Annotated in this window: 10 protein-coding genes; 3 read left to right on the plus strand and 7 right to left on the minus strand. The window is 63.3% G+C overall.

Annotation, left to right across the window (positions count from 1 at the left end):
- Positions 1-62 precede the first annotated feature (62 nt).
- Positions 63-2,606, minus strand: coding sequence for a leucine--tRNA ligase (leuS, locus tag H4V99_RS09595; RefSeq protein WP_280680052.1), 2,544 nt, complete (start codon positions 2,604-2,606; stop codon positions 63-65).
- Positions 2,607-2,770: 164 nt separating this feature from the next.
- Positions 2,771-4,300 carry an anthranilate synthase component I family protein gene (locus H4V99_RS09600; RefSeq protein WP_280677727.1) on the minus strand — a complete coding sequence of 510 codons (1,530 nt, stop codon included), beginning with the start codon at positions 4,298-4,300 and terminating at the stop codon, positions 2,771-2,773.
- Between the two features lie 82 nt (positions 4,301-4,382).
- Here H4V99_RS09600 and H4V99_RS09605 point away from each other — a divergent pair, with 82 nt between their 5' ends.
- The gene (locus tag H4V99_RS09605) at positions 4,383-5,018 is read left to right on the plus strand and encodes a DedA family protein (protein WP_280677729.1); all 636 of its coding nucleotides are present in this window, start codon (positions 4,383-4,385) and stop codon (positions 5,016-5,018) included.
- A gap of 22 nt (positions 5,019-5,040) precedes the next feature.
- On the opposite strand, the gene cydC is transcribed toward H4V99_RS09605, so the two are convergent.
- Genes cydC through H4V99_RS09625 form a run of 4 tightly spaced genes read right to left on the minus strand, consistent with a single transcriptional unit; the run spans position 5,041 to position 10,865 of the window.
- A complete protein-coding gene (gene cydC, locus H4V99_RS09610) occupies positions 5,041-6,762 on the minus strand; it encodes a thiol reductant ABC exporter subunit CydC (RefSeq protein WP_280677730.1) in 1,722 nt (573 codons plus the stop codon).
- Positions 6,755-8,419, minus strand: a complete 1,665-nt coding sequence (cydD, locus tag H4V99_RS09615; RefSeq protein WP_280677731.1) for a thiol reductant ABC exporter subunit CydD — start codon at positions 8,417-8,419, stop codon at positions 6,755-6,757. Before cydD ends, cydC begins: the two co-directional genes overlap by 8 nt.
- Before the next feature lie 5 nt (positions 8,420-8,424).
- Complete coding sequence (gene cydB, locus H4V99_RS09620) at positions 8,425-9,429, minus strand: cytochrome d ubiquinol oxidase subunit II (RefSeq protein ID WP_280677733.1); 1,005 nt, start codon at positions 9,427-9,429, stop codon at positions 8,425-8,427.
- Between the two features lie 23 nt (positions 9,430-9,452).
- Entirely contained in the window at positions 9,453-10,865 is a 1,413-nt protein-coding gene (locus H4V99_RS09625; protein WP_280677735.1) for a cytochrome ubiquinol oxidase subunit I, read from the minus strand.
- A gap of 87 nt (positions 10,866-10,952) precedes the next feature.
- Here H4V99_RS09625 and H4V99_RS09630 point away from each other — a divergent pair, with 87 nt between their 5' ends.
- Together H4V99_RS09630 and H4V99_RS09635 are read left to right on the plus strand one after the other, a co-directional pair.
- On the plus strand, positions 10,953-11,339 hold the full coding sequence (locus tag H4V99_RS09630) for a BlaI/MecI/CopY family transcriptional regulator (RefSeq protein ID WP_280677737.1): 387 nt from the start codon (positions 10,953-10,955) through the stop codon (positions 11,337-11,339).
- 28 nt (positions 11,340-11,367) lie between these two features.
- Positions 11,368-12,384 carry a M56 family metallopeptidase gene (locus tag H4V99_RS09635; protein WP_280677740.1) on the plus strand — a complete coding sequence of 339 codons (1,017 nt, stop codon included), beginning with the start codon at positions 11,368-11,370 and terminating at the stop codon, positions 12,382-12,384.
- Positions 12,385-12,471: 87 nt separating this feature from the next.
- Here H4V99_RS09635 and H4V99_RS09640 read toward each other — a convergent pair whose 3' ends face one another.
- On the minus strand, positions 12,472-13,398 hold the full coding sequence (locus H4V99_RS09640) for an ABC transporter substrate-binding protein (protein ID WP_280677742.1): 927 nt from the start codon (positions 13,396-13,398) through the stop codon (positions 12,472-12,474).
- Positions 13,399-13,412: the final 14 nt, after the last annotated feature.

Here is a 13,412-nt window from a genome sequence, read left to right on the forward strand (position 1 = left end):
TGTTGCCCAGCGTGGGAATGTGTGCGCGAAGGATCCCCGCCACGGGTGTGGAGGAGCGGAACCTACTCCGTGACGACGGCGGGACGCGTGACGATCGACACGAGCTTCGGCACGCGCACAATCACGCGCACAATCTCCCGATCCCCGATCGATCGAACGACGGGGATCGCTTCGCGAGCCATCTTCTCGAGGTCTTCGCTCGAAATCTTCGGCGACACCTCCAGCAGGGTGCGCATCTTGCCGTCCACCTGCACAACGGCCGTGACGGACTCCTCAACGAGGAGCGTCAGGTCGGCCTTGCGCCACTGCACCAGAGCGATACACGGTTCGTAGCCCAGGTGCTGCCACATGTCCTCGGCCGCGTAGGGCGCGAACAGGTTCAGAGCCATGGCGGTGACTTCTGCAGCCTCGCGCACCGCGCCATCCGCTGCACCGGCACCGGTGTCGATCACCTTGCGGGTGGCATTCACGAGTTCCATCAGGCGAGCGACAACCACGTTGAACTTGAAGGATTCAACGAGACCCGGCGCATCCGCCAAGAATCGGTGGGTCACCCGGCGCAGAGCGCCATCGCCCGACTTCCAATCCACATCGGGTGAACTGGTCACGTCGCGCGCCACCCGCCAGGCTCGGGCGAGGAACTTCGACGATCCCACGGGGGACACATCGGCCCAGTCGATGTCGTCCTCGGGCGGGCCGGCAAAGGCCATGGTCAACCGCACGGCGTCCACGCCATGGCGCTCCACCTCTTCGGTGAAGTACACCAGGTTGCCCCGGCTCTTGGACATCTTGGTGCCGTCGAGAATCACCATGCCCTGGTTGAGCAGTGCGGTGAACGGTTCGGTGAAGGACACGTAGCCCTCGTCGAACAAGAATTTGGTGATGAAGCGGGCGTAGAGCAGATGCAAAATGGCGTGCTCGACGCCGCCCACATACTGGTCAACCGGTGCCCACTTTTCGGCTTCCTTCGGGTCGAAGGCGCGGGTGGGATCGGTGGGATTGAGGAACCGCAGAAAGTACCAGGAGCTGTCCACGAAGGTATCCATCGTGTCCGCGTCGCGGCGAGCCGGTGTTCCGTCGATCGGATTGGCAACGTTGACCCAGTCTTCGGCCCCGCCAAGAGGTGATGTTCCCTTGGGCTTGAGATCGAGACCGTCTGACGACGGCAGCAGAACGGGCAGCTGGTCCTCGGGAACCGGGATCTCGGCGCCATCGGCACCGTGGATGATCGGGATGGGAGTACCCCAGTAGCGTTGACGGGAGATGAGCCAGTCCCGCAGCCGGTAGTTCTTGGCGGCGCGGCCGGTGCCGTCGGCACTCAACTGCTCGATGATGCGCTTGATCGCGGTGGTCTTGCTCATGCCGTTGAGGGCACCGGAATTCATCAGGCGTCCATCTCCGGTGAGGGCGATGCCGGTGGCGGTGGGATCGAGCTGCGGAAGCTCTTCGGTGCCGTCGATCATTTCCTGGGTGATCACCGGGATCATGCCGGTGATGGGGGCGTTCGTGTCGACAACGACCCGCACGGGAAGGTTGAAGGCGCGAGCGAAGTCGAGGTCTCGCTGGTCGTGAGCGGGCACGGCCATGACGGCTCCGGTGCCGTAGTCGGCGAGAACGTAGTCGGCCGTCCAGATGGGGAGACGCTCACCGTTCACCGGGTTCACCGCATACCGACCAAGGAAGACGCCGGTCTTGGGACGATCCGTAGCCTGGCGTTCCATCTCGGTGCTGCGCTGAACCTGCACCAGGTAGTCCTGGAACGCGGTCTGCACCTCAGTCGAGGCGCCAGCCACCAGCTCTGCCGCCAGGTCGGAGTCCGGTGCGACGACCATGAAGGTCGTTCCAAACAGGGTGTCCGGGCGGGTCGTGAACACGGTGACGCGCTCGTCGCGTCCTTCAATCTCGAATTCCACATCGGCACCAATGGAGCGGCCGATCCAGTTGCGCTGCATGTTGAGCACCTTGGTGGGCCAGCTGCCCTCCAACTGGTTGAGGTCATCGAGCAGTCGATCGGCATAGTCGGTGATCTTGAAGTACCACTGAGTCAGCTTCTTCTTGACGACGACCGCACCGCTGCGCTCCGATGTACCGTCCGCGAGCACCTGCTCATTGGCGAGCACGGTCTGGTCAATCGGGTCCCAGTTGACCCAGCTGTCCTTGCGATAGGCGAGACCCTTTTTGTGCAGCTGCAGAAAGAGCCACTGGGTCCACTGGTAGTACTCCGGGTCGCTCGTGTGCAGTTCGCGGTCCCAGTCAAAGCTCGTGGCGTAGAGACGCATGCTGCGCTTCTGCTGCGCAATGTTGTCGTAGGTCCACCCGCGAGGGTCGATGCCGCGCTTGATGGCGGCGTTCTCCGCCGGCAGGCCGAATGAGTCCCACCCGATCGGGTGCAGCACGTTGAAACCCTGGTGACGCCAGTAGCGAGCAACGATGTCGCCGAGGGCGTACACCTCGGCGTGGCCCATGTGCAGGTCACCGGAGGGATAGGGGAACATGTCCAGAACGTACTTGCGCGGGCGGGTGTCGTCCGGGTCACTCGTGCTGAAGGGCTTGAGCTCTTCCCAGATCGGCTGCCATTTGGCCTGAATGGCGGCGAAGTCGTACATCTCTTCGTCACTGTCTAGGCGCGTGTACACGGTGTCATGGGAGGGGACGGTGTCGTGGGAGGGGACGGTGTCGTGCTCGTGTGCCACGGGACTCTCATTCATTGCGAGGGAAACGAGCCAAGGCTCGCGCGAGTGCGCCCAAATAAGACGATCACTCCTCTAGGTTACCCACCGCTCGTGCTAGCCGCTGACTCGCTCCCGCTGAGTGCCGCGCGACACGACTCGTCAGGAATGCCGAGAACGGCGAGGAGTGCGGCCGCTTTGATGCGCGTTTCCTCAATCTCTTCGGTGGCAGCGGAGAGAGCGGTGATACCTCCACCCGTTCCAATGATCGCTGTCGTCTTACCCAGCACAATGCTGCGGATGACGATGGCCAGGTCGATGGATCCGTCCCGGCCAAAGTAACCAAATGCGCCGGCGTAGACACCACGTGGTCCGTCTTCGATTCGGTTGATGATGCCCATGGCGCTCTGCTTGGGTGCTCCGGTCATCGATCCCGCGGGGAAGCAGGCCACGACGGCATCGATACCCGTCACACCGGGGGCCAAGGTGGCCTCGATGGTGCTCACGAGCTGATGCACGTGGGGGTAGCTCTCCACGGCGAGCAGTGACGTCACGGCCACAGAACCAAGTTCAGCCACTCGGCCGAGGTCATTGCGCATGAGGTCAACGATCATGAGGTTCTCGGCGCACTCCTTCTCACTAGCGCGAAGTTCACGCGCAAGCTCCTGATCACGCAGCGGGTCAGTCGAACGCGCCCGTGTTCCCTTGATCGGCTTGGTGCGCACACGACCCGACGCCGTCACGTTCAGAAACTGTTCGGGTGACGCGCTCAGAAGTGCTGTCTCGCCGAACCGGAGCAGGCCACCGTGGTGGCTGGGGCTCCCGGCGCGGAGGCGCAGATAGGCCTCCACCGGATCAACGTGTCCGGCCACTTCGATCTCATTGGTGAGACACACCTGGTAGGCGTCACCGGCGCGGATCGAAGCTAGGCACTCGTCGATGAGCGCCGCATACCGTGTTGGAGTGTGGCGCCACTGCGCAGTCGGGGACACCACGGTCGGGGATGCCACGGTCGGGGATGCCACGGTCGGGGATGCCTCGCTCGGAGACATCTGCTCCACGTCGGTGCTCGCCTGCAGTTGCGTCTCAACATGCAGCACCCAGTCGTCTATCGTCCTTGCCGGGTCGTCCGGGTGACTCTGAGCAATCAGTGTCACCGTTCGGGCGGCGTGGTCAAACATGATCGCTCGATCAACCTCGAGGAACGCCGCATCCGGGTACCGCGACGGGTGCACCGGGACACCCACGGTCTGCGCCCCCAGTTCATAACCGAGAAAGCCCACCCAGCCCAACTCAAACTGGGTATCAAACCCCGCATCCGCTGTAGGTTCCGCAGCGGGTGAGACGGTCGCGGGAAGCTCGTCGCGCAGAAAGTCGAAAATGGTTCGACGAGACACCACTGCAGGGGCATCCATGGTGGCCGGTCGCACCACGCTAATACTCGTGTCGGCAACGCAGGCGGTCACGAATCGGGACCGCGGGCCGGCGGACCCCAGATAGCTGCGTCCCGTCTGCGCACCCGCACCGGCATCCAGCCAAAACGAATGGGAATCTTGTGCATATAGCGCCTGAAAGACGCACGACGGATCCCACCATTCCTTCAGGGGAATATGTTGCACGTGTCCACTCACCCTGTAAGCCTAAGCTGCCAACCCGGGTCTGCGGAGGCCAAACGGGGGTAAACGCCCACGTCATCCGCTTAGGCTGGGAAAGATGAATGATCTTCTCAGCTGGATCCTCGAGACCGTGTCGAGTGTAGATCCGGTGCTGCGTACGGCGCTAGCGGGTATCGCCATCATGCTCGAGACCTCCGTACTCGTCGGCCTTGTGGTGCCGGGCGACACGATTGTCATTGTTGCCAGCACGGCCGTGACGAACCCGGTGGAGTATGTCGCCCTCGTGGTCACGGTGATCTGCGGTGCCCTGATCGGTGAGAGCATCGGTTTCGCTCTGGGCCGGTATTTCGGGCCCCGCATTCGACGCAGTCGCCTCGGGTGCCGCATCGGAGAGGCCAATTGGATCCGGGCCGAAAACTATCTGCAGCGCCGCGGCGGAGTGGCCGTCTTCATCTCACGCTTCCTACCCGTTCTGCATTCCCTCATTCCGGTCACGGTGGGAATGAGTGCCATGCGCTACCGCACCTTCATGGCCTGGACGGTTCCCGCCTGCATCCTGTGGACGGTGGCGTATGTCTCGGTGGGCTCGGCCGCTGCGGGTACCTACCGCGAACTGAGCGGCGGATTACACGCCGCCGGTTACATCTTTGTCGGTATTATCTCGCTCTTCATCGTGGCTGTGGTGCTGGTGAAAAAATGGCTGCACCGGCGCGAGTTACACCACATGCAGTGACACTCAGTTCAGCATCACCAGCTCAGTGCAGCATCACCCGAGAGGTGATGAGCTCAGCCGGTACCGGCGTGTGCGAGATGAGCAAGACCGCACGGTGAGCATCGGCCGCCACCGTGAGAATATCATGAATCAGGCGCTCACCCTGCTCGGCATCTACGTTGGCGGTGGGCTCGTCGATGATGAGAATGGGAAAGTCGGCCAGCAGAGCTCGGGCGAGGGCAATGCGCTGCGCCTGCCCGCCGGAGACGAGCGCCCCGCGCTCCCCCACCCGCGCGTCGAGACCGCCGCGCGCACGTGCCCAGTCGAGCAGCCCCACCCGGGCCAGCATCGACTCCAACTCGGCGTCCGTGGCGGTGTCCTTGGCAAACAAGAGATTCTGACGGATGCTGTCGTCGAACAACCACGGGCGCTGCTCACACAGTCCCACCACACCTCTCACCTCCGACTGCGGGAGGTCGCTGGCCTCGATACCGCCGAGGCGATAGGACCCGGTGTAGTCCAGAAAGCGCACCAGAGCGTTGGCCAGTGTGGTCTTGCCCGCACCGCTGGCCCCGCCGAGGTGCACGCGATCCCCGGGAGCGAGCCGGAGTGTGACCCCGCTCACCGCTGGTGACACGCCACCCGGCCAGCGCACACCAACGTTGGTCAGCTCGAGAACGACCGGGAGCGACCGGTCCAGGTGAGGAGAGGTAGACCCGTCTGTGCGGTCGACCGGATGCTCCACCGGATGCTCTCGCGGAATTTCACGCGGAACCTCGCTGGGGACCACCGTGGCCACGCGCTCGGCACTGGAGTGCACCTGGCGAAAAGCTCCGACCGCCAGCGGAATCATGCCGAACACTTCGAAGACGGCGAGCGGAACGAGCACGATCACCACGAACGCGGGCGCGGTCAGTGCACCGTCCGTGCCAAGAGCCGGGATGCCCCAGATGAGCGCGGCAATGGTGGCCGCCCCCGCACACAGGGACACCACCGCGGATTGCAGGCCGGCACCGAGTGCACTCTGCAGGCTCGCGCGTCGCAGCCGGTCGTCAACCCGACCGAACTTTTCCAGCCGTGCGTCGAGCGCACCAAAGGCCGTGAGCACGTCTAGGTTGTCGAGAATCTCCAGAACCTCGGTAGACAGTGCTCCGTGCAGGGGTGCAAGGGTGCGTTCTGCCCGAGCCGCCAACACGCTGGACATCAGGGTACCGATTAGGCCCGCCAGCACGAGGGACACCAGAAGCCCCAGACCTGCCGCGGGGAGGATCATCCACACTCCCACGACGCTGAGTGCCGCTGTGATCCCGGAAACGAGCAGTGGCTGAACGACCCGCAGTGGCAGGTCCTGAAGAGCATCCACATCACGCACCAGCCGGCTCAGAAGATCCCCGCGCCGCGTCTGGCCCAGCCCGGCCGGTGCGAGTGGCACCAACCGCGCGAAGATCCCCACGCGCAGGTCGGCGAGCTGCCCGAATGCGGCATCGTGGCTGGCCACACGCTCCAGGTAACGAAACACCGATCGACCCAGCGCGAAGGCACGAACACCAACGACACCGAGCGACAGGAATAGGATCGGCGGCATCTCAGCTGCCCGCGTGATGAGCCAGGCCGAGACGGCCAGAAGCGACACGGCGAGCGCCGCACTGAGCACGCCGGCAGCGAGACCCGGGAGAAAGCGTCGAAGACGCGGCTGCGCCAAACGGAGCACAGCGCGTGTCGCTGGGCGAGCGGATGCCTGTACGCTGCTTTCGGACCTAGACATGGCTGCTCTCGGACCTAGACCTGACTGCCTCTCGCAGCAGCACGGTTCGATCGGCCGCGGCGGTGACAGCGGGACGGTGGCTGACCACAATCACAGCCCGCCCCTGTGCGGCGAGGCTGCGGAGCCCCTGCAGGAGATCGTTTTCCGTTGCGGCGTCCAGGGCCGAGGTGGGCTCGTCAAAGACCACCACGGTGCAGTTGTGCGCCTGTGCGCGGTAGATGGCCCGCGCTACCGCCACCCGCTGCGCCTGCCCACCCGAAAGCCCGCTGCCACCGGCGCCCAGAATGGTGTCTGGGTCGAGGTGGGCTGCGCCCGCAGCCACCAGCGACCGGGTAACGAGTGCCGTGTCCACGATCTCTTCCCCGAGGGCCACGTTCTGGCGAATCGTGCCCTGAAGCAGACCGGGACGCTGCCCACACCAGGCGAGCCAGGATCGATCGCCTCGGGGCGACACCGGCACCGTGCCCACGAACACCTGGCCCTCAAACGCCACAAACCCGAGGAGAGCAGCCACCAGGGTTGACTTACCCACACCACTCGGGCCACTGATGACGGTGAGTTCTCCGGCCATAAATTCTGCATCGAGCCGATCGATCACCACGTTGTCACCACGCCGAACGGTGAGGGAATCGAGGCGGAGCGACCCGGCATCCGCTGGGCGTGCAGCAGACCCCGCTGCCGACTCCGCTGCCAACGTTGCGGGGAGGTTGCCATCGAGAAGAGCAAACACCTCTTCCGCTGCCGCCAGCCCGTCGGCAGCGGCATGAAACTGCGCGCCGACGCGTTGCACGGGCAAGAATGCTTCCGGCGCGAGGAGCAGCACAAACAGGCCCACCGACAGCGCCAGCGACCCATCGACGAGCCGCAGGCCGATGGAGACGGCAATGAGGGCCACGGACAGGCTGGCGGCGAGCTCGAGCACGAAACCGCTGAGGAAAGACACCCGCAGCACCTTCATGGTTCTCGCTCGGTAGTCTTCCGTGATCTCCCGAATGCGGGTGAACTGACGCGACTCGCGCCCAAAGATCTTGAGCGTGCCAAGTCCCCCCACCACGTCGAGAAACCCGGTGCCGAGGCGCTGCAGCGCATCCCACTGCTGCTTCTGCACGCCCGCTGTCGCTTTGCCAATGAGCACCATGAAGATGGGGATGAGTGGCAGCACAATGATGACGGTGACTCCACTCGGAATGTCATTCACGAGCATCACAAGCACGAGAAGAGGTGTGGCGATCACAGTCAGCAGCAGCTGCGGCAGGTACCGGGAAAAGTAATTGTCGAGTGAATCAAGCCCCGTGGTCACCGTGGTTGCTAGACGTGCGCCCTGACGATCGGCGACCCATTCGGGACCCCGTTCCGCCAGCGTGGCCAGCACCTTCTGGCGTAGTTGTGCCTTCACCTGCGCCGCGCCCCGGCTCGCAGCCACGTCGAGCAGCCAAATCACCACGGCTCGTGCCGCAATGACGCCCGCCAGAGCGGCAATCGTGGGCACAAGATCCGTGAGAGTTCGGCCGTCGATGGCGCCGGTGATTGCGTGGCTCAACAGCCACGCGAAGGCCACGATCAGCACGGTTTGAGCGAGGCCCAGTGCGGCGCCAATCGACAGAAACCAGCGCACGGCAGTGGCGTAGCGCAGCAGTCTGGGGTCGAGTGGTCGCACGTGCGTCAGTGTACGGCGGACTCGATGTGAGCTCGCCCAATCCGCTTACGGAACACCCAGTAGGTGAAGGCCTGGTAGCCGAGAATAACGGGCATGCCAATCAGTGCGGTCCAGCTCATCACCTCGAGGGTGTACTGCGACGACGAGGCATTGGCGATGGTCAGGCTGTTGGCCGCGTCATTGCTCGCGGGCATCACGAACGGGAACAGTGAGGCAAAGAGGGTGAGCACGACCAGACCGATGGTGAGAGCCATCAGACCGAATGCCGACCGCTCGGCTCCCCGCAGGTTGGCCGCGAACGAGGCGATCAGGGTCAGGGCCGCCACCGCGGCCAGAACAGCGGACGCCAGCGTACCGAATTCAAGCGTGGTCCAGACGAGGAAGGTGGCCCCGACGATGATCGTGACGATCCCGGCCTGAACGGCCAGTTTTTGCGCTCGTGAGCGGATGTCCCCCTCGGTCTTGAGCGTCACGAAAATTACGCCGTGGGTGAAGAACAAAAGCAGCGTCGCACTTCCGCCGAGCAGGGCATAGGGATTCAGCAGGTCGAAGAACGAGCCAATGTAGTTGAAGTTGGCGTCCAGCGGCACACCACGCACCACGTTCGCGAACGCCACGCCCCACAGGAAGGCCGGCACGGCCGAGCCGACAATGATCATGCCGTCAAACCACCGCTTCCACTCCGATTCCGGACGCTGGTGGCGGTATTCGAACGACACACCGCGCACGATCAGTGCCAGCAGAATCAGCAGCAGCGGCAGGTAAAAACCGCTGAACATGGTGGCGTACCACTCGGGGAACGCGGCAAACAGCGAGGCGCCGGCCACGATGACCCAGGTTTCGTTGAGGTCCCAGACGGGGCCGATCGTGTTGATCAGCACCCGTCGGTCGGTGTCGTCCCGGCTGAGGAAAGGGAGGGACATACCCACGCCGAAGTCGAACCCGTCGAGTACGAAGTACCCGATGAACATGACGGCGATGATCCAGAACCAGAGAATATTGAGATCCATTACGTGCTCCTGCTATCCGTCGCCTAGTAAACCGTGACCGCGCGCTTGACGATGTCGGACTCTTCGTCCAACTCCGGCGCATCGTCGGGGCCCTTTTGCACGGCCCGGATGATGAGCTTGAATTCAACGACCGCGAGAATTCCGTAGAGCACCGTGAAGGCGATCAGGGAAATCAAGATCTCCACACCGGTCACGCCGGGTGAGACGCCGTCCGCTGTCTTCAGCAGACCGAATACGAGCCACGGCTGCCGGCCCATCTCGGTGAAGACCCATCCCACGGTCATGGCGAGAAGCGATGCCGGGAAGCTCCAGATGGCGAGCTTCCAGACCCACTTTTGTGCGGGCATCCGTCCCTTGCGGGTGAGGAAAAGACCAACGACAGCGACGAGCATGTGGACGAGGCCGAGGGCGATCATCCACCGGAATGCCCAGTAGGTGATCCAGATGGTGGGTGTGTAGTCGCCGGGGCCGTAGGTGGACACGTACTGTGCCTGCAGGTTGTTGATGCCCTGCACGGTGCCGTCGAAGGTGTGTGTCGAGAGGAAGGACAGCAGGTACGGGATGCGGATGGAGAAGAGCTCGTGCACGCCGTCGGGGGTACCGAGAGTGAAGACCGAGAACGACGCATTGGCGCCGGTGGCCGTGTGGTATAGCGCCTCGGCTGCGGCCATCTTCATCGGCTGCACCTCGCCCATGATGAGACTCAGCTGGTCGCCCGCGAGCGTTGTGCCGATGCCGGCGATGATCATCATCCACATACCGAATTTGAGGGCTGGACGCATGGTCTCAAAGTGCTGGTTGCGCGCGAGGTGCCAGGCAGCGACCGAAATGATCAGGCCTGCTGACACCATGAAGCACGCAAAAATGGTGTGCGGAAAAGCGGCTAACGCGATGGGGTTGGTGAGGAGTTCGCCAATACTGGTGAGCTCGGCGCGCCCCTTCTCCGGGTTGATTCGGTACGCGACCGGGTTCTGCATGAAGGCGTTCGCGGCCAGAATGAAGTAGGCCGAGCTGATGCTGCCGAGCACGGTGAGCCAGATGGTGGCGAGGTGCACCTTTTTGGGCAGCTTGTCCCAGCCGAAGATCCAGAGACCAATGAACGTGGCCTCGAGGAAGAACGCGAGAATACCCTCGAAAGCGAGGGGGGCACCGAAAACGTCGCCAACGAAACGCGAGTAGTCGGACCAGTTCATACCGAACTGGAACTCCTGCACAATTCCGGTCACGACGCCCATGGCGAAGTTGATCAGGAAGATCTTGCCGAAGAAGTGTGTGAGCTGCAGGTACTTGGCCTTATTGGTGCGCACCCACGCCGTCTGGAAGATGGCAACGGTGAGCGCCATGCCGATGGTGAGCGGCACAAAAAGGAAATGGTAAATGGTCGTCAGACCAAACTGCCACCGCGATAGGAGTAAGGGATCCAACCACTCGTTCATATGCCCTCCAGCATTGTTTCTACGCTCTGTAGAATAACACTTTCTACGTCCTGTAGAAAATCGTCAGGGATCGCGTAGACTGTCGTTATGGCAAGTTTGGGAGCACTCGAGAGACTGATCATGGATGCACTCTGGGACGCCGACCGACCACCGGCGGCCACCGAGTTGCGTGACCTGCTCGCCGGCTCCGATCGGGCTTCCGTTGGCACCAAGCCGCTCGCTGCCACCACCATTCTCACGGTGCTCTCACGCCTGGAAACCAAGGGCTTCGTGACGCGTGATCGTAGTATTCGTCCTCACCTCTATACGAGCGTGACGACGCGCGCGGAGCACACCGCTGAGCTCATGCATCAGGTTCTCGGATCTGTGCCCGACCGCACCGAGGCGCTCGCACGCTTCATCGGTAACGTCACGCCCGAGGAGGCTAATACCCTGCGCGAGTTGCTGGGCGTTGCTCCCCTGACAACCCCGTGATCACCCTCCATCGAATGTTTGGCGGCTCGTGCTCGTATCGGCCCTAGTTCTGGGTGCGCTCGCCGTGGCTCTGGCGTGGCCGGTTCCGGTGGTCCTTGCTCGTGCGGCGTGGCCTTCCCGCTCTCCCGGCGTAGCGCTGGTGCTCTGGCATGCCATTGCACTCGCCGGTGGCGTCTCCATGATCGGTTCTCTCCTCTGCTATGGCCTCAGTCCCCTCGGACGTGATATTGCCGCAGGCCTCGCCATGCTCCAGACTTCCCTGCGCGCCGGCACACTGGGGCCCGGCATGGATTTTCCGCACGTACTCGCCCTGTGCGGCGCCCTGCTACTCGGTACCCACCTGCTTCTGAACCTCTGCGCCACGTTTTTTCGTGCCGAGCGGCAACGGCGTCGTCATCTGCACCTGATTACCCTGCTGAGTGATCCACTCCCCGACCGTCCCGGCATGCGGGTCATCGACTACGAGGCACCCGTGGCGTACTGCCTTCCCGGGTCCGCCCGATCGGCCACGGTGCTCTCGAATGGTCTCCTGCGACTGCTGAGTGCCGATCAGCTTCGCGGGGTGATCGAGCATGAGCAGGCACATCTGCGTCAGCGCCACCACCTGGTGCTGCTCGCCTTCAAGTCGTGGCACAGTGCACTGCCGTGGTTCCCCATCGCCAATCGAGCCGAAAATGCCGTGGCTCTGCTCGTGGAGATGCTGGCAGATGATCGTGCTCGGCGTGTGGTGGATGACCGTACGCTCGCGACCGCCATCGCCCTCGTGGGCCTGGGGCAGCAGGCCGACGTGATGGCGACAGAGGCGGGAGTGGCCGTCGCCTCTCGGGCTGTCGCGGGCATGGCATCCGGCGCGGCATCCGGCCTGGAGTTTGGTCCGGCATCCGCTGAACCGCTGTTCAGCTCACGTGAACAGACCCTCGTTGCACCGCGCGTGCAGCGGCTGATGACGGCACGGGTTGCGCTTTCGCGGTCCGCAACGGTGGCCGCCCTTATGACGGCGATCGCACTCGTGATCACTCCGGCAGCGGTGCTGCTCGCGGCGTAGCGACGCGGCCTGCAACAAGACAGCCCCCCACGCGACGATGTCGGGTGAGGGGCTGGGCTTGATAAAGCCTGCTAGACCACGAGTGCTTTAGAAGAGGTCAGCCTGCTCGAGCCAACCGGTCGCGATGTCAACAGCCGACTTCTGGTCGTTGACACTCTCCGAGTTGAGGCTCACGAGGTTGTCGGCGCTGAGTGCGGCGCTGACCGCGTTCAGAACGCCCGCGGCCTTGTCATCAATCTTCTGAGACACGAGCGGCACAACGTTGTCTGCAAAGAACAGTCCGTCGGGGTCACTCAACGCCACAAGCTTGTCCGACTTGATGTTGGGGCTGGCCGTGTAGATGTTGGTCAACTGAATGGCGTTGTCCACGAGAGCCTTGACGGTGAGTGGGCCACCACCATCCTCGATGGGTGTGAAGCCGGCGGTCTCGATGCCGTACTTCTCCTTCAGTGCGGCCGGTCCATACGGACGCGTCTCGAGCACCGACGTGCCGCCGACGATGAGTGGCTCAGTGACGTTCTTCAGAGACTCAATGTCGGTCAGGTTGTACTTGGCGGCGAAGGCCTGGGTGACGGTCCAGGAGTTCTGGTCGGAGGCATCCGCCCGGTCCAGGACGCGGAGGGTGTCGGGAAGCGCAGCCTCGAGCTGGGCGTAGATCTCGTCGCTGGTGCCACCGGCGGCGTCCGGCTCGAGTGCCTGGAGCAGGCTGCCGGTGTATTCGGGGAATACATCGACGCCACCCGCTTCGAGCTCGGGCAGGTAGACCTCGCGCTGACCGATTCGGAACGTGCGCTCAACGGTGAAGCCGTTGGCTTCCAAAGCCTGCGCGTAGATTTCGGCAATAATCTCGTTCGAGTAGTAGTCCTGCGAACCCACGACAATCGTGTCGGTGGCGCTCGTGGCGTCACTTCCACTGCCCAGGGGATCACTGGACGCACACCCTGCGAGGGCTACGACGGCCCCAACCGCGACCGCACTAATGAGCGCGAGTCGGCCTTTTTTTGCTATGAACATGCTTTTTCCTTCCA

It is taken from the genome of Cryobacterium sp. CG_9.6 (assembly GCF_029893365.1).
In the GTDB taxonomy this organism is placed as follows: domain Bacteria; phylum Actinomycetota; class Actinomycetes; order Actinomycetales; family Microbacteriaceae; genus Cryobacterium.